The sequence below is a fragment of the Pseudomonas frederiksbergensis genome (assembly GCF_000802155.2).
In the GTDB taxonomy this organism is placed as follows: domain Bacteria; phylum Pseudomonadota; class Gammaproteobacteria; order Pseudomonadales; family Pseudomonadaceae; genus Aquipseudomonas; species Aquipseudomonas frederiksbergensis_A.
This window is the reverse complement of the sequence record NZ_JQGJ02000003.1, coordinates 391,874-410,938: the sequence shown is the minus strand read 5'-3', so window position 1 is coordinate 410,938 and position 19,065 is coordinate 391,874. Positions and strand designations below refer to the sequence as shown.

17 protein-coding genes are annotated in these 19,065 nt (G+C 61.2%); 10 read left to right on the top strand and 7 right to left on the bottom strand.

The window, feature by feature from the left end:
* Window positions 1–178 precede the first annotated feature (178 nt).
* Both JZ00_RS07880 and JZ00_RS07875 read left to right on the top strand, forming a co-directional pair.
* Entirely contained in the window at window positions 179–2,077 is a 1,899-nt protein-coding gene (locus JZ00_RS07880; RefSeq protein ID WP_039590231.1) for a cytochrome c/FTR1 family iron permease, read from the top strand.
* A 94-nt stretch (window positions 2,078–2,171) separates the two neighbouring features.
* A complete protein-coding gene (locus JZ00_RS07875; RefSeq protein WP_039590232.1) occupies window positions 2,172–2,627 on the top strand; it encodes a YaiI/YqxD family protein in 456 nt (151 codons plus the stop codon).
* Between the two features lie 25 nt (window positions 2,628–2,652).
* Here the strand turns inward: JZ00_RS07875 and elbB are convergent, their stop codons facing one another.
* A complete protein-coding gene (gene elbB, locus JZ00_RS07870) occupies window positions 2,653–3,321 on the bottom strand; it encodes an isoprenoid biosynthesis glyoxalase ElbB (RefSeq protein WP_030138150.1) in 669 nt (222 codons plus the stop codon).
* A gap of 124 nt (window positions 3,322–3,445) precedes the next feature.
* On the opposite strand from elbB, the gene JZ00_RS07865 reads away from it, so the two are divergent.
* On the top strand, window positions 3,446–4,678 hold the full coding sequence (locus JZ00_RS07865) for a sterol desaturase family protein (RefSeq protein WP_039590234.1): 1,233 nt from the start codon (window positions 3,446–3,448) through the stop codon (window positions 4,676–4,678).
* On the opposite strand, the gene JZ00_RS07860 is transcribed toward JZ00_RS07865, so the two are convergent.
* A complete protein-coding gene (locus JZ00_RS07860) occupies window positions 4,662–5,282 on the bottom strand; it encodes a DedA family protein (protein WP_039590236.1) in 621 nt (206 codons plus the stop codon). The genes JZ00_RS07865 and JZ00_RS07860 overlap by 17 nt on opposite strands.
* A gap of 204 nt (window positions 5,283–5,486) precedes the next feature.
* Here JZ00_RS07860 and hemB point away from each other — a divergent pair, with 204 nt between their 5' ends.
* Together hemB and ppk1 are read left to right on the top strand one after the other, a co-directional pair.
* Window positions 5,487–6,500: a porphobilinogen synthase gene (gene hemB, locus JZ00_RS07855; RefSeq protein WP_039590237.1), complete on the top strand. Its 1,014-nt coding sequence runs from the start codon at window positions 5,487–5,489 to the stop codon at window positions 6,498–6,500.
* A gap of 17 nt (window positions 6,501–6,517) precedes the next feature.
* On the top strand, window positions 6,518–8,734 hold the full coding sequence (gene ppk1 / locus JZ00_RS07850; RefSeq protein ID WP_039590239.1) for a polyphosphate kinase 1: 2,217 nt from the start codon (window positions 6,518–6,520) through the stop codon (window positions 8,732–8,734).
* Between the two features lie 154 nt (window positions 8,735–8,888).
* On the opposite strand, the gene ppx is transcribed toward ppk1, so the two are convergent.
* From ppx to JZ00_RS07825, 5 genes are all read right to left on the bottom strand, one after another.
* Window positions 8,889–10,391: an exopolyphosphatase gene (gene ppx, locus JZ00_RS07845; RefSeq protein ID WP_039590241.1), complete on the bottom strand. Its 1,503-nt coding sequence runs from the start codon at window positions 10,389–10,391 to the stop codon at window positions 8,889–8,891.
* A 159-nt stretch (window positions 10,392–10,550) separates the two neighbouring features.
* Window positions 10,551–11,285 carry an amino acid ABC transporter ATP-binding protein gene (locus JZ00_RS07840; RefSeq protein WP_039590243.1) on the bottom strand — a complete coding sequence of 245 codons (735 nt, stop codon included), beginning with the start codon at window positions 11,283–11,285 and terminating at the stop codon, window positions 10,551–10,553.
* Entirely contained in the window at window positions 11,272–11,922 is a 651-nt protein-coding gene (locus tag JZ00_RS07835) for an amino acid ABC transporter permease (RefSeq protein ID WP_039590245.1), read from the bottom strand. The genes JZ00_RS07840 and JZ00_RS07835 overlap by 14 nt, the downstream gene beginning before the upstream one ends.
* Window positions 11,919–12,587 carry an amino acid ABC transporter permease gene (locus JZ00_RS07830; protein ID WP_039590246.1) on the bottom strand — a complete coding sequence of 223 codons (669 nt, stop codon included), beginning with the start codon at window positions 12,585–12,587 and terminating at the stop codon, window positions 11,919–11,921. The genes JZ00_RS07835 and JZ00_RS07830 overlap by 4 nt, the downstream gene beginning before the upstream one ends.
* Window positions 12,588–12,608: 21 nt before the next feature.
* Window positions 12,609–13,394: a transporter substrate-binding domain-containing protein gene (locus JZ00_RS07825; RefSeq protein WP_039590247.1), complete on the bottom strand. Its 786-nt coding sequence runs from the start codon at window positions 13,392–13,394 to the stop codon at window positions 12,609–12,611.
* Between the two features lie 255 nt (window positions 13,395–13,649).
* On the opposite strand from JZ00_RS07825, the gene JZ00_RS07820 reads away from it, so the two are divergent.
* The 5 genes from JZ00_RS07820 (at window position 13,650) to JZ00_RS07800 (ending at window position 18,863) form a co-directional block, all read left to right on the top strand.
* Window positions 13,650–14,357 (top strand): FadR/GntR family transcriptional regulator, encoded by a 708-nt coding sequence (locus JZ00_RS07820; RefSeq protein ID WP_039590248.1) that lies wholly within the window; start codon window positions 13,650–13,652, stop codon window positions 14,355–14,357.
* Window positions 14,358–14,478: 121 nt separating this feature from the next.
* Window positions 14,479–14,808: a thioredoxin TrxA gene (gene trxA / locus JZ00_RS07815; protein ID WP_003206727.1), complete on the top strand. Its 330-nt coding sequence runs from the start codon at window positions 14,479–14,481 to the stop codon at window positions 14,806–14,808.
* 241 nt (window positions 14,809–15,049) lie between these two features.
* Window positions 15,050–16,309: a transcription termination factor Rho gene (gene rho, locus JZ00_RS07810; protein ID WP_003206716.1), complete on the top strand. Its 1,260-nt coding sequence runs from the start codon at window positions 15,050–15,052 to the stop codon at window positions 16,307–16,309.
* Window positions 16,310–16,428: 119 nt separating this feature from the next.
* Window positions 16,429–17,895, top strand: coding sequence for a 4-hydroxy-3-polyprenylbenzoate decarboxylase (ubiD, locus tag JZ00_RS07805; protein ID WP_039590257.1), 1,467 nt, complete (start codon window positions 16,429–16,431; stop codon window positions 17,893–17,895).
* Window positions 17,895–18,863: a CDP-6-deoxy-delta-3,4-glucoseen reductase gene (locus tag JZ00_RS07800; protein WP_039590259.1), complete on the top strand. Its 969-nt coding sequence runs from the start codon at window positions 17,895–17,897 to the stop codon at window positions 18,861–18,863. Before ubiD ends, JZ00_RS07800 begins: the two co-directional genes overlap by 1 nt.
* Window positions 18,864–19,065: the final 202 nt, after the last annotated feature.

Here is a 19,065-nt window from a genome sequence, read left to right as displayed (position 1 = left end):
TATAAACAGGAGGTTTGAAGCAGTAGTGGCTTTTTAATCTCTAAATGATGTTTTTGTGATGTCACCTGCAAAGCATGAAGATCCGATGAAAATGTGCGGGGGAAACACATCGGTGCTTGAGCCAAGCGCATTGGAAGTGAACAATGTGTTACTTCTTATTTCCAATCGAGAGTCATTCATGGCTGCCCCGTTTCGTTTCCTCGCCTGGCTAGCGCTGCCGTTGCTGGCGTTATGCAGCGCCGATCTGCTGGCTGACACTGCCGAAGGCGCCCCTCAGGCCCTGCATTTGTTGGATTACATCGGGGCGGATTACCCGGCGACTGTCGAGGCGGGAAACGTCATCGACGACTCCGAATACCGCGAGCAACTGGAGTTCACCCAGGTACTGGAAGGGCTGATCGCTGCGCTGCCGAACAAGCCGGAAAAGGCTGAATTGACCCAGGGTATTGGTACTCTGCGCGGTGCTATCAGCGACCGCCGGGACGGCAACGACGTCGCCCGCCTGGCACGGCAATTGGGGGCAAGGCTGGCGGTGGCGTATGAAGTCAGCCAGGCGCCGATCATTACCCCGGACCCGGCACGCGGCGCGCCGCTGTATGCCCAGAATTGCTCGGTTTGCCATGGAGACGCCGGTGCTGGCGATGGTCCGGCCGGCGTCGGCCTAGAGCCGCCGCCCTCGAACCTGCGTGACGGCCAGCGCCTGGATCGGCTGAGCCTCTATGCGATCTACAACACCCTGGGCATGGGCGTCGAGGGCACGGACATGCCGGCCTTCGCCGATCAGCTCGACGATCGCCAACGCTGGGACCTGGCGACTTACATTGCCAGCTTCAGCGCCGACCCGGCTGCGGCCAAAAGCGAGCTGACCTACAACCTCGCCGACCTTGCCCGCCAGACCCCAGCCGAAGTCCTCGCAGCCCAAGGGCCTGCGGCAGCGGCGACATTCCGCGCCCAACGTGCCCAGCCGCCGCAAGTACAGCGCGGCCCGGCCCAATTGCTCGACTACACCGCCACGACGTTGGATAAAAGCATCGCGGCGTATCGTGCTGGTGATCATGACCAGGCCTACGATCTGTCCGTCGCGGCTTATCTGGAAGGCTTCGAGTTGGTGGAAAGCTCCCTCGATAACGTCGACGCCACGGTGCGCAAAGACACTGAAAAGGCCTTGATGGCTTTCCGTCAGTCCTTGCAGGATGGCTTGCCCGTGGACCAGGCCCAGCAGCGCCTGGACGCGGCCAAGGCCAAGTTGAAGGAGTCCGCCGGCCTGTTGGGTGGCGATGGCTTGAGTTGGTCGTTGAGCTACATCTCCGGCTTGCTGATTCTGTTGCGCGAAGGCCTGGAAGCGATCCTGGTGCTGGCGGCGATCCTGGCATTCTTGCGCAACACCGGCCAACAGTCGGCGGTTCGCAGCGTCAACATCGGTTGGGGATTGGCATTGCTTGCCGGCCTGGCGACGTGGGGGTTGGCGGCGTATGTGATCGATGTCAGCGGCGCGCAGCGGGAATTGCTTGAAGGCGCCACGGCACTGTTCGCCAGCGTGATGGTGTTGTGGCTGGGTGTCTGGATGCACGACCGGCGCCACGCAGCGGCCTGGCAGGACTACATCAAGAGCAGCCTGGTGGGCGGCGGTGGCCGGTTCGGATTCGCGATCCTGGCGTTTTTCTCGGTCTATCGCGAATTGTTCGAAGTGATCCTGTTCTACGAGACCTTGTGGCTGCAAGCGGGACCCGCCGGCCATGACGCCGTGTTGGCTGGCGGCGCGACGGCGTTGGTGTTGCTGGTCGGGTTGGCCTGGGTGATCTTGCGTGGTTCGGCGAAACTGCCGTTGGCGCTGTTCTTCAGCATCAATGCCGCGTTGCTCTGTGCGCTGTCGGTGGTGTTCGCCGGCCATGGCGTGAAAGCATTGCAGGAGGCCGGGATCTTTGGCACGCGGCCGGTGGCGTTCTTCGAGTTCGATTGGCTGGGCATTCATGCCGATGCTTACTCGCTGGCCGCACAAGTGGTGGCTATCCTGGCGATCGTGGTGCTGTACGGGCGCAGTTGGGTCGCAGAAAAACGTCGCGTGCCGGTTTCCTGAGCTCTTTCCGCGAGCAGGCTCCCTCCCACAGGATGTAGGCTATGCATTGTCGGAGCGAGCCCGCTCGCGAAGCTTTTGAAAGAGGATTGACCGAATGCGCGTATGGATAGACGCCGACGCCTGCCCCAAGGCCGCGAAGGAACTGGTGGTCAAGTTCGCCTTGAAGCGCCAGTTCGAAGTGGTGCTGGTTGCGGGGCAACCGCAAATCAAGCCGGGCCTTGCCTTGGTCAAGCTGATCGTGGTCCCAAGCGGTCCTGATGCGGCGGATGACTACCTGGTGGAACACGCTGTCCCGGGTGAGTTGGTCATCTGCTCCGACGTGCCGCTGGCAGACCGCCTCGTGAAGAAGGGCGTCGCCGCCCTGGACCCCAGGGGCAAGGAATTCGACGCGCAGAACATGGGCGATCGCCTGGCGGTGCGCAACCTGTTCACCGACTTGCGCGAGCAAGGCCATATGGGCGGCGGCCCGGCGGCTTACAGCGAGCGGGACAAGCAGGGGTTTGCCAATGCGCTGGATCGGATATTGACGCGCTTGGCTCGAAATTCTTGAGCCTGGCCTGGAGCCCTTTGTGGGGTCAGGCGTCGTTCTCGTGCGTCAGCTCCAACACCCGGTCGACTAGCTTGTTGATGCCCGAAGCCGCTTCGCTGATGTTCTTGGCCAGCATGTAGGCGGGTGTGCTGACCAGTTTACGCGCCGTGTCCTCGACAATATCGGTGACCAGGCACTCTTCATGATTCCCGCCCATCTTGGTCACGGCCGCCGCCGTGTCGGCATCTGTGCCGATGGTGCAATTCACGCCCGGACCGTAGATTTTCGCCGCGAGGGCGGGTGAGATGCACATCAGCCCCACCGGTTTTCCCGCCTCGGCAAAGGCTTCGGTCAACGCCAGGACTTCGGGCTGGACAGTGCAGCCGGCACCCTCCACGGCGAAGTTGGACAGGTTTTTCGCCGAGCCGAAGCCGCCGGGCACGATCAGCGCATCAAAGTCCTCGGCCTTGGCTTCGCGCAGGTCCTTCACGTCGCCTCGGGCAATGCGCGCCGATTCCACCAGCACGTTGCGGCTTTCGGGCATTTCCTCGCCAGTCAGATGGTTGATGACATGCAGTTGGGCAATGTTCGGGGCGAAACATTGGACCTGCGCACCGCGCTGGTCGAGACGCAGCAAGGTGATCACGCTTTCGTGGATCTCTGCGCCGTCATACACGCCACAGCCGGAAAGGATCACTGCAACTTTTTTGCTCATGGGCTTTTCTCCAGATTCATGGCGTTAAATGTCTACTAATTTGTCACTCGTTGCCATAGGGGTATCGGGCAGCTACACCTAACCTGCCGATTATCTTCCCTGCCTTGCCTGTCCGGGTCGCATCATGAATTTCATTCTGTATGCCGTGCCGTTTTTCTTCGTGTTGATTGCCGTCGAGTTGCTGGCCGATCGCTGGCGTGGCGTGAGCCACTATCGCCTGGCGGACGCCATCAACAGCTTGAGTACCGGCGTGCTGTCGACCACTACCGGGCTGCTGACCAAGGGCGTCGGCTTGGTCACCTATGCCGTTGCCTTGGAGCACCTGGCGATCTTCCAGCTGCCGGCCGACCAGGCCTGGGCCTGGGTGGTTGCTTTTGTGTGCTATGACTTTTGCTATTACTGGCTGCACCGCATGGGCCATGAGCGCAACATCCTCTGGGCCGCCCATTCCGTGCATCACCAGAGCGAGGACTACAACCTCTCCACCGCGTTGCGCCAGACCAGTACCGGCTTCTTGCTGAGCTGGATTTTCTATTTGCCGCTGGCGGTCCTGGGCGTGCCGCTGGTGGTGTTCGTCAGCGTCGCGGCGCTGAACCTGCTGTACCAATTCTGGGTACACACCCAACACATTCCAAAGCTCGGCTGGCTGGAATGGTGCTTCGTCACGCCGTCCAATCATCGTGCCCACCATGCGCAGAACCCTCTCTACATGGATCGCAACTACGGCGGGGTGTTCATTATTTGGGACCGTCTGTTTGGCACGTTCCAGGAAGAGGACGAGAACGAGCCGGTGGTTTTTGGCGTGACTACGCCGCTGGCCAGTTGGAATCCGCTGTGGGCGAATCTGCAGTTCTATGGGCAGCTTTGGGCCGATGCCCGGCGGGCCGGGCGCTGGTGGGACAAATTGCGGATCTGGTTCATGCCCACCGGTTGGCGCCCGGCTGACGTGGCTGCCCGATATCCGCTGAACAAGCCAGACCTGAGCCAGTTCCGCAAATTCGAAGTGCCGCTGGACGGACGACAGCAGTGGTATGTCGCGCTGCAGTTCTGTGTCTATATCGCCCTGGGCAGCTACCTGATGAACCTTGAAGACAGTCTGTCGGCCGCCGCCTTGATACTGGGCTGGGGAGTTATTGCGTTGGGGGTGTTTGCCTTGGGCGTGGCCCTGGAGAATCGCCCGTGGGCGCTGAAGATGGAGTTGTTGCGGCTGGCGGCGAACGTACCGTTGGCATGGCTGGCACCGGTGGCCGGGTTGTGGCCGGCCAGCCCGATGGCTTGGGTCGGGCTGCTGAGCTACAGCCTGATCAGTGGCATCGGGCTTTACTGCTGTCGCACCCGACTCACTCGCCTGGCGTAGATTCGCTGGCCCTGGCTTGTTCCTGTCGCTCGGCCTCGAGGGTCTTCCTGGCCAGCCGCGCATTCTTGATGCGACGGCGCAGCCACAGGCCCAAGCCCAGCACCAGCAGGGCGCCGAGGACCCACAATTCGTATTTCTTGATACTGCCCAGCATGCCTTCGAGCACCGCGCCAAAGTGATACGCGGCGGCGGCCAGCGCCGTGGCCCAGATCGCCGCGCCGATACCGTTGAGCAACAGGTAGCGGCCCGGCGGATAGCCCGACAAGCCGATGGCCACCGGCATTACGGTGCGCAGGCCGTAGACGAAACGAAAGCTCAGGACCCAGATGTCCGGATGTCGGCGAATGTGCTCCAGTGCCCGGTCACCCATCAACTGCCAGCGCGGTTTGCGTGCCAAGAGCTTGCGACCGTGCTTGCGCCCGAGGAAATACCACAGCTGATCGCCGGCGTAGCTGCCGCAAAATGCCACGACCACCACCAGGTTGATGTCCATGTAGCCACGGAACGCCAGGAAGCCTGCGAGCACGAGGATAGTTTCGCCTTCGAAGAACGTGCCGATGAACAGGGCCAGGTAGCCGAAGTCGTGCAGAAATTGTTGGAGCATTGTCTGGGTGCTGGCGAAATGAACGCGCAGCCTAACCCTTCAGGCACATTCAGGAAAGTATCGAAATGTGTCTCGACGTGAACATTTCCTACAGAAGACAATGACTGCGACTACCGGTCGCGCTTTAGCACAACTGTCATGTGTTCGTCATAATGGCCGCTTATAACTGTCACGCTCGCCCGTCTGCGGGCTCAGGAGTCTGCCGTGAGCTTTACCCCCGCCAATCGTCTGTTTCCCGCCACTCGCCTGCGTCGCAACCGCCGGGATGAGTTTTCTCGTCGGCTCGTGCGCGAGAACGTACTGACCGTCGATGACCTGATCCTGCCAGTGTTCGTTCTGGACGGTGAGAATCGCCGTGAGGCGGTGGCCTCGATGCCGGGCGTTGAGCGCCTGACCATCGACCTGCTGCTGGAAGCAGCGGCCGAGTGGGTCGAACTGGGAATCCCGGCGCTGGCGCTGTTTCCGGTCACGCCTGCGGGTCTCAAGTCCCTGGACGCCGCCGAAGCCTGGAACCCCGAGGGTATCGCCCAGCGCGCGACCCGTGCCCTTCGTGCACGTTTCCCGGAGCTGGGGGTGATCACCGACGTGGCGCTGGACCCGTTCACCACTCACGGGCAGGACGGCATTCTCGACGAAGAAGGCTACGTGCAGAACGACATCACCGTCGATGCGCTGGTCAGGCAAGCGCTGTCCCACGCCGAGGCCGGTGCCCAGGTGGTGGCGCCATCGGACATGATGGACGGTCGGATCCAGGCGATCCGCGAAGCCTTGGAAGTGGCCGGGCACGTCAACGTGCGCATCATGGCTTACTCGGCCAAGTACGCCAGTGCCTACTACGGTCCGTTCCGCGACGCGGTCGGCTCGGCCCTCAACCTGGGCAAGGCCAACAAGGCCTCCTATCAGATGGACCCGGCCAATACCCATGAAGCCTTGCACGAAGTGGCTGCCGACTTGTCAGAAGGGGCAGACATGGTCATGGTCAAGCCGGGGATGCCTTACCTCGACATTCTCTGTCGGGTAAAGGATGAATTCAAAGTGCCGACCTTTGTGTATCAGGTCAGCGGCGAGTACGCGATGCACATGGCAGCGATCCAGAACGGCTGGCTGAGCGAAGGGGTGATTCTGGAGTCCCTGACCGCTTTCAAGCGCGCGGGTGCTGATGGCATCCTGACGTACTTTGCCGTGCGTGCCGCCCAATTGTTACGAGAGCAAAAATAGCCTCCCAGGAACTTGCGATGAATACCGAAGGACTCACAGAAGTTGCCGTAAAAGACGCTCAGCCCGTGGCCGAGCCAGTCGCCGAAACGCCAGCGGAGCTGGAGCCAGCCCCTGCGGCCGCGCCCGAGCCGGCGCCGGCACCGGCGATTGCGATCCCCAACCTGGATGACAGCAGCCTGTACATCCATCGCGAGCTGTCGCAACTGCAGTTCAACATCCGCGTGCTGGAGCAGGCGCTGGACGAGTCCTATCCGTTGTTGGAACGGCTGAAATTCCTGCTGATCTTTTCCAGCAACCTGGACGAGTTCTTCGAGATTCGCGTCGCCGGCCTGAAGAAGCAGATCACCTTCGCCCGTGAACAGGCCGGCGCCGACGGCCTGCAACCGCACCAGGCGTTGGCGCGCATCAGCGAGCTGGTCCACGGCCATGTGGACCGCCAGTATGCGATCCTCAACGACATCCTGCTGCCGGAGCTGGAAAAGCACCAGGTGCGCTTCATCCGCCGGCGCAACTGGAACACCAAGATCAAGACCTGGGTGCGCCGCTATTTCCGCGACGAGATCGCACCGATCATCACGCCGATCGGCCTCGATCCGACGCACCCGTTCCCGCTGCTGGTCAACAAGAGCCTGAACTTCATCGTCGAGCTGGAAGGCATCGACGCCTTCGGTCGCGATTCCGGTCTGGCGATCATTCCGGCGCCGCGCCTGCTGCCGCGCATCATTCGCGTGCCGGAAGACGTCGGCGGCCCGGGCGACAACTATGTATTCCTGTCGTCGATGATCCACGCCCACGCCGATGACCTGTTCCAGGGCATGAAGGTGAAGGGCTGCTATCAGTTCCGCCTGACCCGCAACGCCGACCTGTCGGTGGACACGGAGGACGTCGAAGACCTGGCCCGCGCCCTGCGCGGCGAGCTGTTCTCCCGTCGTTATGGCGATGCGGTGCGCCTGGAGGTGGCCGACACCTGCCCGAAACACCTGTCCGACTATCTGCTCAAGCAGTTCAACCTGCATGAGACCGAGTTGTACCAGGTCAATGGCCCGGTCAACCTGACACGTCTGTTCAGCATCACTGGCCTGGATAGCCATCCGGAGCTGCAATACTCGCCGTTTACGCCGCAAATTCCGAAATTGCTGCAAAACAGCGAAAACATTTTCAGTGTCGTCAGCAAGCAGGACATCTTGCTGCTGCACCCCTTCGAGTCGTTCACCCCGGTGGTCGATTTGCTGCGCCAGGCCGCCAAGGATCCTCACGTCCTGGCAGTGCGCCAGACGCTGTACCGCAGTGGTGCCAACTCGGAAATCGTCGATGCACTGGTGGACGCGGCGCGAAACGGCAAGGAAGTCACGGCGGTGATCGAATTGCGCGCACGCTTCGATGAAGAGTCCAACTTGCAGCTGGCCAGCCGCCTGCAAGCGGCCGGTGCGGTGGTGATCTACGGCGTGGTGGGCTTCAAGACCCACGCCAAGATGATGCTCATCCTGCGCCGTGAGGCCGGCGAGATCGTGCGCTACGCCCACTTGGGCACCGGTAACTACCATGCGGCCAACGCCCGTCTGTATACCGACTACAGCTTGCTGACGTCCGATGACGCCCTGTGTGAAGACGTCGGCAAATTGTTCAGCCAGTTGATCGGCATGGGCAAGACCCTGCGCATGAAGAAACTGCTGCATGCGCCGTTCACCCTGAAAAAAGGCATGCTCGACATGATTGCCCGGGAAACCCAGTTCGCTTTGGACGGCAAGCCCGCGCACATCATCGCCAAGTTCAACTCGTTGACCGATCCTAAAGTCATCCGTGCGCTGTACAAGGCCAGCCAGTCGGGCGTGCGCATCGACCTGGTGGTGCGCGGCATGTGCTGCTTGCGACCGGGCATTCCGGGGGTGTCCCACAACATCCATGTGCGCTCGATCATCGGGCGTTTCCTGGAGCACACCCGGGTGTTCTATTTCCTCAATGGCGGGGAGGAGCAGATGTTCCTTTCGAGCGCCGACTGGATGGAGCGCAACCTCGACAAGCGTGTCGAGACCTGCTTCCCGGTGGAGGGCAAGAAGCTGATCCTGCGGGTCAAGAAGGAGCTGGAAAGCTACCTCACCGACAATACCCACAGCTGGAGCCTGCAGTCGGATGGTCGTTACATCCGCAACACGCCGACCGGCAACCAGAACCCGCGCAGCGCCCAGGCGACGTTGCTGGAGCGCTTGAGCAGCCCGGTGCTGGCGGTTAGTTAAACGTCCTGGGGCGAGCTAGGCCTTAGTGGCGAGGGAGCTTGCTATGGCGAGGGGATTTATCCCCGTTGGGCTGCCCAGCAGCCCAACGCCTTGGGAGGGCGTCGCCCTCCAGCGGGAGCAAGCTTCCTCGCCACAAAGGTTCGTGTCGCTGGACTCAGTGAATGTTCAGCAAAATCCCCACCCGAGTCAGCCATTCGGCTTCCTGGGCAAAGTCAGCCTGGGTCAGTTGGTTCTCTTCCAGCCAGCCTTCGGGAAACATCACATCCAGTTGATCGCCGTCGGCATGCAGCGCCACTTGGGGCATTTGCTGGGTGCCGCGGATGTGGTGGAACAGGATCGCGAAGCGTAGCAGCACGCACAGGCGAATCAGCTTGATGCCGTCGTCGCCGAACTCGGCGAATTTGTCTTTTGGAATATTGCGGCGATGACCGCGTACCAATAGTGCGAGCATCTGCTGGTCTTCGCGGGAGAAACCCGCGAGGTCCGAATGCTCGATGAGGTAGGCGCCGTGCTTGTGGTAATGGTAGTGGGCGATGTCCAGGCCCACCTCGTGCACCTTGGCGGCCCAACCGAGCAGTTCGCGCCAGACGCCGTCGTTCAGGTCCCAATCGTCGGCCACCTGGTCGAAGGCATGCAGCGCCTTGCGCTCGACCCGCGTCGCTTGTTCCTGATCGACGTGGTAGCGCTCCATGAGCGAGCCCAGGGTACGCTCGCGCACGTCTTCGTGATGATGACGCCCGAGCAAGTCATAGAGCACGCCTTCGCGCAGGGCACCTTCGCAATGGTCCATGCGCTGCAGTTCGAGGGCATCGAAGATGGCTTCGAGAATTGCCAGGCCCGCCGGGAAGATCGCTCGTCGGTCGGGCTTGATGCCTTCGAAATCGATCTTGTCCGAATCGCCGAGCTTGAACACCTTGCGCTTGAGCCACGCCAGGCCCTCGGCATTGACTTCGCCGCTGCCATGGCCGCCGGCCTTGAGCGCCAGGCCGATGGCTCGGATGGTTCCCGAGGAGCCGATGGCTTCGTCCCAGGTCAGCCGGTGCAGGGCATGTTCGATGCTCATGATTTCCAGGCGCGCCGCCGTATACGCCTGGGCGTAGCGGGCCGGGGTGATCTTGCCGTCGCGGAAATAACGCTGGGTGTAGCTCACGCAACCCATCTGCAGGCTTTCGCGCAGCAGCGGCTCGAAGCGCTGGCCAATGATGAATTCGGTACTGCCGCCGCCGATGTCCGCCACCAGGCGTTTACCGGGGGTGTCGGCCAAGGTGTGGGAGACGCCGAGGTAGATCAGGCGAGCCTCTTCACGTCCGGAAATGACCTCCACCGGATGGCCGAGGATCGCTTCGGCGCGGTGGATGAATTCGCCACGGTTGCGCGCCTCGCGCAGGGCGTTGGTGCCCACGATCCGCACAGCGCCCAGGGGCATGCCGTTGATCAGCTGGGCAAAACGCTTGAGGCAATCGAGTCCGCGCTGGATGGACTCCTCGCTCAACTGGCGCTCTTCGTCGATCCCGGCGGCCAGCTGGACCTTCTCGCCGAGCCGCTCAAGAATGCGGATTTCCCCGTTCTGGGCCTTGGCGACGACCATATGGAAACTGTTGGAGCCCAGGTCAATGGCGGCGATCAGGGACAGATTCTTGGCTTGGGATGGCGGCATGGTCAGAAAGTCTCGGTCGATAACCTTGCCATCCTGCCACGATCGACCGCTTACGCCAACGCACCTGAGCCAAACCCTTGAGCCAGAGCAGTCTGCAGGGTGCCTTTGTGGCGAGGGGATAAATCCCCTCGCCACAGGGTTTTTCTCCTGCAGCAAAAATCAGGCAGGCTCGACCGTACCGATGAAGTTGGCCAGCTCCGCTGTCTGCGGATCGGCAAACAGCACCTTCGGATCACCCACCTCGTGCACCTTGCCCTGGTGCATGAACACCAGTTTGTCGCCCACTTCCCGGGCGAAACGCATTTCGTGGGTGACCATGATCAGTGTCATGCCTTCCTTGGCCAGTTGCCGCACTACGCTGAGCACTTCGTTGACCAGCTCCGGGTCCAGCGCCGAGGTGATTTCATCGCACAGCAGCACTTTGGGCGACATCGCCAAGGCGCGGGCAATCGCCACCCGTTGCTGTTGACCACCGGACAGACGGTCAGGGAAGGCGTCGAATTTTTCGCCAAGCCCAACCCGCTCCAACATCTGCCGCGCCAGTTCGGCCGCCTTGGCCTTGGGGACTTTTTGTACCACCTGCGGTGCGAGCATCACGTTCTCGCCCACCGTCAGGTGTGGGAACAGGTTGAACTGCTGGAACACCATCCCGACTTTCTGCCGCAGGCTGCGCAGGTCGGCGCGGGCGGCATCGAGGTATTCGCCATCGACTTCGATCACGCCATCGTTGATCGACTCCAGGCCATTGAGCGTGCGCAGCAAGGTGGACTTGCCCGAGCCGCTGCGGCCGATGATCGCGACGACCTGGCCTTCCTCGACGCTCAGGTCAATGCCTTTGAGCACATGATGATCGCCGTAGTATTTATGCAGGGCGGAAATTCTAAGCAGAGGCATGCAGTCTCCTTTCCAGGTAGCGCGCGCTGAGGGACAAGGGGTAGCAGAGCAAGAAGTAACCGAGGGCGACCAGGCCATAGACCATGAACGGCTCGAACGTGGCGTTGGCGAGCATGCCGCCGGTCTTGGTCAGTTCGGTAAAGCCGATGATCGACGTGACGGCCGTGCCCTTGACCACCTGCACGGAGAAGCCAACCGTCGGCGCCACGGCAATGCGCAGGGCCTGGGGCAGGATCACGTAGCGCAATTGTTCCAGGGGGTTGAGGGCCAGGCTCGCGGAGGCTTCCCACTGGCCATTGGAAATCGAGTCGACACAACCGCGCCAGATCTCCGCGAGATACGCGCTGGTGAACAGCGTCAGGGCAATCGCCGCCGCCATCCAGGGTGAGATCTCAATCCCGGCCAGGGCTACGCCGAAAAACACCAGGAACAGTTGCATCAACAGCGGCGTGCCTTGGAACAGTTCGATGTAGGTGCGGGCGATGTTGCGGGGCAGGGCGTTTTTGGAAATGCGCAGGACCATCACCAGCAAGCCGATCACACCGCCGCCGATAAACGCCACCAGCGACAGCGCCAGGGTCCATTGCAGGCCGGTGAGCAGGTTGCGCACCACGTCCCAGAAAGTGAAATCGCTCATTGGCTGCTCCTGGCAATGTAGCGACGCCCGATCCAATTCAGGAACTGGCGGATCAACAGCGCCATGCACAGGTAGATCAGCGTCGTCAGTGCGTAGGTTTCAAAGGCGCGGAAGTTGCGCGATTGGATGAAGTTGGCTGCGAAGCTCAGTTCTTCGGTGGCGATCTGGGAGCAGACCGCCGAGCCGAGCATCACGATGATGATCTGGCTGCTCAAGGCCGGCCAGACCTTGCCCAGCGCCGGTAGCAGCACCACATGGCGGAAGGCCTCGAAGCGACTCATCGCCAAGGCCGCGGCGGCTTCCAGTTGCCCTCGCGGGATCGCCTGGATGCCGGCGCGGATGATCTCGGTGGAATAGGCGCCGAGGTTGATCACCATGGCCAGCACCGCCGCCTGCCACTCGGAAATCTGCAGGCCCAGGGACGGCAAGCCGAAGAAGATGAAGAACAACTGCACCAGGAACGGCGTATTGCGGATCAATTCCACATACACGCCAAAAATCGGGGCGAACGGACGGATATTCCAAGCCCGCACCACCGCCCCGACGATGCCCAGGCCAACCCCGAGCAACGCACCGATGGCTGTCAGTTCCAAGGTGAACAGTGCACCGCGCAACAGCAGTTCGGTGTTTTGCACCACCGGTAGGAAATCGAACTGATAAGCCATGCTCAGCCTCTCAAGCGACGGTCAGAGATCGGCCGGCAGCGGTTGCTTGAGCCAGGTCTGGGAGTTTTTCTCCAGGCTGCCGTCGGTCTTGGCGGTGGCAAGGATCTGGTTGACCTTGTCCAGCAATGCCGGCTCGTTCTTGTTGACGCCCACGTACACCGGCGAATCCTTGAGTTTCACTTTCAATGCCGGGACGCGCTTGGGGTTGCGTTCGCTGATGGCGACCATCACCACGTTGCCGCTGGCGATCAGGTCAACCTGGCCGGCCAGGTAGGCGGCGATGGTCGAGTTGTTGTCTTCGAAGCGCTTGATGGTGGTGCCTTCGGGGGCGACCTTGGTCAGCTCGATGTCTTCGATGGCGCCACGAGTGACACTGATGGTCTTGCCCTTGAGGTCGTCCAGGTTGTTGATGGCGGCATCGGGCGGGCCGAATACGGCCAGGTAGAACGGCGCGTAGGCGCTGGAAAAGTCGATGACCTTTTCCCGCTCCGGGTTCTTGCCCAGGCTGGAAATCACCAGGTCGACCTTGCCGGTGGTCAGGAAAGGGATGCGGTTGGTGCTGTTGACTGGCGTCAGTTCCAGCTTGACCTTGAGCTGGTCGGCCAGCAGCTTCGCCGTGTCGATATCCAGGCCGCGCGGCTTCATGTCCGGGCCGACCGAGCCGAACGGCGGGAAATCCTGGGGCACGGCGACCTTGAGCGTGCCGCGCTTGACCACATCCTCCAGGCCATCGGCGTGGGCGGGCAATTGGCAAAGCATCAAACTGGCAAACAGGGCAGTGAGCAGGACGCTGCAACGCTGGATCATGGGTGAATCTCCGCGGTCGATGGTGAGGTTTCTGCAATTGGGCAGAGCACAGGGCATGCCAAACTCCCGCTTGATCCGCCAAAGCCACGGTTTTGCAGGCGCCGTTCGGTCTGACTGGTCTGAACAGTTGCGCAGCGTTTCGCACCTTTATCGAGCGTCGGCATTGGGCGCCGAACCCTGCTGGGGCACGACTTGCCGGGCGCGGCGAATAGCTTTACAACTAGCCGCTCATTTGCCCGGTTTGTCTGGAAAATCATGAATTCCATCGCTCGTGCCGTTCCTGAGGTGGCGCTGCAAGCCATCCGCAAACTGATCGCCGACGAAGGCTTCGGCCCGGGCGATGCACTGCCCTCGCAACGGGACCTGGCCTTGCAACTGGGGGTTAGCCGGGCGTCCCTGCGCGAAGCGCTTTCGTCGTTGAGCGCCCTGGGAATGATCAGCGTACAGCCGGGCCGGGGCGTTTTTGTGCAGGCCCCGGCGCAAGCCGCAGGTCACGACTCGACACCGGGTTGGCCTTTCGCCGCCCAGGCCTCGCCTGTGGATATCTTTCAGCTGCGCTATGCCCTCGAAGGTTTCGCAGCCGGATTGGCAGCCGTGACGTTGAGTGCCGATGAGCTCGATGCGCTGGAGGACAACGTCGAGGCCATGCGCCGGGAATTGAAGGCCGGGGATTTCGACGCTGCGGCGCAACTGGATTTCGAATTCCATCGGCGCATCCTGCTGGCCAGCGGCAACCAGGCGATGCTGAGCATCCTCACCGCCAGCGCCGAGATCTTCCTCGAGAGCCAGAAACTACCGTTCATCAGGGCGGAGCGGGCAATGGAAACCTGGCAGGAACACCGCAAGATTCTTCGCGCCCTGGCCCGTCGTGCATCGGTTTCAGCGCAAAAAACCATGCAGGAACATGTACGTAATGCTGCGTTGCGCACGGGTATTTCGTTTATTGCTCCGACCGCTTCGTGATCCGAGCCATACGCAAACCCGTCGGCAGCTATAGCGAGACTCAATCAACTGCGGCTTCCTGAACCCGGGAAGGGTCGTTATGATGGGCCACGTTTTTTTGCTGATTACCCCGGAGATTTCCATGAGCAGCGATCTGATCAAACACGTTAGCGACGCTAGCTTCGAAGCTGACGTACTCAAGGCCGAAGGCGCGGTACTGGTCGACTATTGGGCTGAGTGGTGCGGTCCATGCAAAATGATCGCTCCGGTCCTGGACGAGATTGCCGAGACCTACAAGGGCAAGCTGACCGTTGCCAAGCTGAACATCGACGAAAACCAGGAAACCCCGGCCAAGCACGGCGTGCGCGGTATTCCTACGCTGATGCTGTTCAAGAACGGCAACGTCGAAGCCACCAAGGTGGGCGCGCTGTCGAAATCGCAACTGGCGGCATTCCTCGACGCCAACATCTAAGCGTCGAATGTCCTGCCAAAAGCCCCGCAAATCGCGGGGCTTTTTCGTTGTTCGGGGCTAGACGCTCGCAAATCGAGGTGTTACATTCGGCCCCGCACTGGTTTCTCCATTGCCCCCTGCAAGCCGTCGCCGACGCTCTCCTTTCGAATAAGTACGCGATCCTGTCGCCTTCTCCGCGGCGCGGCCTCATTAAGCCAAAAGCTTAATTTCCCCCCTCCATAAATGATTACGTCATTCCTATATGAATCTGACTGAACTCAAGCAAAAGCCGATTACCGAACTGCTCGAATTGGCCGAACAGATGGGCATAGAAAATATGGCCCGTTCGCGCAAGCAGGACGTGATTTTCTCCCTGCTCAAGAAGCACGCGAAAAGCGGCGAGGAAATCTCCGGTGATGGCGTGCTGGAGATTCTCCAGGACGGCTTCGGCTTCCTTCGCTCCGCAGACGCTTCCTATCTCGCCGGCCCGGACGATATCTACGTCTCGCCGAGCCAGATCCGTCGCTTCAACTTGCGCACCGGTGACACCATCGTTGGCAAGATCCGCCCTCCGAAGGAAGGCGAGCGTTATTTCGCCCTGCTCAAGGTCGACACGATCAACTTCGACCGTCCGGAAAACGCGAAGAACAAGATTCTCTTCGAGAACCTGACCCCGCTGTTCCCGACCGTGCGCATGAAGATGGAAGCCGGCAACGGCTCCACCGAAGACCTCACCGGTCGTGTCATCGACCTGTGCGCACCTATCGGCAAAGGCCAGCGCGGCCTGATCGTGGCACCGCCGAAAGCGGGCAAGACGATCATGCTGCAGAACATCGCGGCCAACATCGCCCGCAACAACCCTGAAGTTCACCTGATCGTGCTGTTGATCGATGAACGTCCGGAAGAAGTGACCGAGATGCAGCGCACCGTGCGTGGCGAAGTGGTCGCCTCGACGTTCGACGAGCCGCCAACCCGCCACGTGCAGGTTGCCGAAATGGTGATCGAGAAGGCCAAGCGCCTGGTCGAACACAAGAAGGACGTGGTGATCCTGCTCGACTCCATCACCCGTCTGGCCCGTGCCTACAACACCGTGATCCCGAGCTCCGGCAAGGTGCTGACCGGTGGTGTCGATGCCCACGCGCTGGAAAAGCCGAAGCGTTTCTTCGGTGCGGCACGGAACATCGAGGAAGGCGGCTCGCTGACCATCATCGCCACCGCGCTGGTCGAGACCGGCTCGAAGATGGACGAAGTGATCTACGAAGAGTTCAAGGGCACCGGCAACATGGAACTGCCCCTGGACCGTCGCATCGCCGAGAAACGTGTGTTCCCGGCCATCAACATCAACCGTTCCGGCACCCGTCGCGAAGAATTGCTGACGGCCGATGACGAGTTGCAGCGCATGTGGATCCTGCGCAAGCTGCTGCATCCGATGGATGAAGTCGCTGCCATCGAGTTCCTGGTCGACAAGCTGAAAACGACCAAGACCAACGATGAGTTTTTCCTGTCGATGAAACGCAAGTAAATCGAGCAGGCCAGCAAGAGCCGGGGAAACCCGGCTTTTTGCTGTCCGTGCATTCACTATTGCGAACGGGCGGCGTTAAACTCGGGCCCCCGAACGCCACGGACACCATGAGGCTTTGCATGCAGTATCGCGACTTGCGCGACTTTATCAGCGGGCTGGAACAGCGCGGCGAACTCAAGCGCATCCAGGTGCCAGTGTCACCCGTCCTGGAAATGACCGAGGTCTGCGACCGCACCCTGCGCGCAAAAGGCCCGGCGCTGTTGTTCGAAAACCCCACGGGTTATGACATTCCGGTGCTGGGCAACCTGTTCGGCACACCGGAGCGCGTGGCCCTGGGCATGGGCGCCGAGGCCGTCAGCGAACTGCGCGAGATCGGCAAGCTGCTGGCGTTCCTCAAGGAACCCGAGCCGCCGAAAGGCCTGAAGGACGCCTGGTCCAAGCTGCCGATTTTCCGCAAGATCATTTCCATGGCGCCGAAAGTCGTCAAGGACGCTATCTGCCAGGAAGTGGTGATCGAGGGCGACGATGTCGACCTGGCCATGCTTCCGGTGCAGACCTGCTGGCCGGGCGATGTGGGGCCGCTGATCACTTGGGGCCTGACCGTCACCAAGGGGCCGAACAAGGACCGCCAGAACCTGGGCATCTATCGCCAGCAGGTGATTGGTCGCAACAAGGTCATCATGCGCTGGCTGAGCCATCGCGGCGGCGCGCTGGATTACCGTGAGTGGTGTGAGAAACATCCCGGCCAGCCATTCCCGGTGTCGGTGGCCCTGGGCGCGGACCCGGCGACCATCCTCGGTGCTGTCACGCCCGTGCCCGACAGCCTCTCCGAATATGCCTTCGCCGGCCTGCTGCGGGGCAATCGCACCGAGCTGGTGAAATGCCGCGGCAACGACCTGCAAGTGCCGGCCACCGCCGAGATCATCCTTGAAGGCGTGATCCACCCCGGCGAAATGGCCGACGAAGGGCCGTACGGTGACCACACCGGTTACTACAACGAAGTGGACAGCTTCCCGGTGTTTACCGTCGAGCGCATCACCCATCGGATCAAGCCGATCTACCACAGCACCTACACCGGTCGTCCGCCTGATGAGCCGGCGATTCTCGGCGTGGCGCTGAACGAAGTGTTCGTGCCGATCCTGCAAAAGCAGTTTCCGGAGATCACCGATTTCTATCTGCCACCCGAAGGCTGCTCCTATCGCATGGCCGTGGTGACCATGAAGAAGTCGTATCCGGGGCATGCCAAGCGGGTCATGCTGGGCGTCTGGTCGTTTTTACGACAATTCATGTACACCAAGTTCGTTATTGTCACTGACGACGATATCAACGCACGGGATTGGAACGACGTGATCTGGGCCATCACCACGCGCATGGACCCCAAGCGTGACACGGTAATGATCGAGAATACGCCGATCGACTACCTCGACTTCGCCTCGCCGGTGTCCGGCCTGGGGTCGAAGATGGGGCTCGATGCCACGCATAAGTGGCCCGGTGAGACCACCCGTGAGTGGGGCCGGGTTATCGTCAAGGATGAAGCCGTTACCCAACGGATCGATGCCATCTGGAATCAGTTAGGAATAGATTGATGCGTGTAACCTTGCAGCCTTCCGGCGCGGTGCTGGAGATACAGCCGGCCGAGCGGATTCTCGACGGCGCGCGGCGCCTGGGCTACGACTGCCCGCAGAGCTGTCGCAACGGCAACTGCCACGTGTGTGGCGCGTTGCTGGTGGAAGGTCGCGTGGAGCAGGCCGGTGAAATACGTGATCATGGCGAGATTTTTACGTGCATCGCCGAGCCGCTGGAGGACTGCGTGGTGTTGTGGGATGGCGTGCTGGCGCCGGGCGAACTGCCGGTACGCAACCTGGCATGCCAGGTCATCGAGTGCGCCGACGTGGGTGGCGATGTCTGGCGAGTGCGCCTGCGGGCGCCAGCGGGAAAGCCACCGCGCTATCACGCCGGGCAGTACCTGATGATCGAACGGGAAAACGGCGAGAAATCGGCTTTTTCCCTGGCTTCGGCGCCGCATTCCGGACGCGAGCTGCAATTGCATGTCTTGGTGCGCGAAAGCAGTGCACAGAAGCTGCTGGAGCAACTGCAGCGCAACCCCAATGTGCGCATCGAGATGCCCTTCGGCGACACTCACCTTTCCGAGCTTCCCGACGGTCCGCTCGTGCTCATCGCTGCCGGAACCGGCATGGCCCAGATGCACAGCCTGATCGAGCACTGCCGCGCCCAGGGGTTCAAGCACCCGGTGCATCTGTATTGGGGCGTGCGGCGTCCCGAAGACTTCTATGAGATCGAGCATTGGGACGAGTGGAAGGAACTCCCGAACCTGTACCTGCATAAGGTCGTCAGCGACCTGTGCGGTTGGAAAGGGCGTTGCGGGATGCTCCACGAAGCGGTATGCGAGGACCTCAGCGATCTTTCCGGCGTACACGTCTACGCCAGCGGCTCGCCGGCGATGATCTACGCCACACTCGATGCGCTGGTGGAAGCTGGCATGGACGCCCATCAAATGCGCGCGGACGTGTTTGCGTATGCGCCAAGGGCTTGAGCCAACCTAGCCTTGAGTTATGCCTTGTGGCGAGGGCGCAAGCTCCCCTCGCGACAAAAGGCCATGTCCCCTCGATATAACTTCATATATTGCGTTTCGGTATTTAGTCGGCCGGGCAGATACCGATAACGTATATAGCGTCGGGATGGCATTTAACTTGCCTCGCTCCACACGAACGTCAACACCCTGGCGTCCCCATATT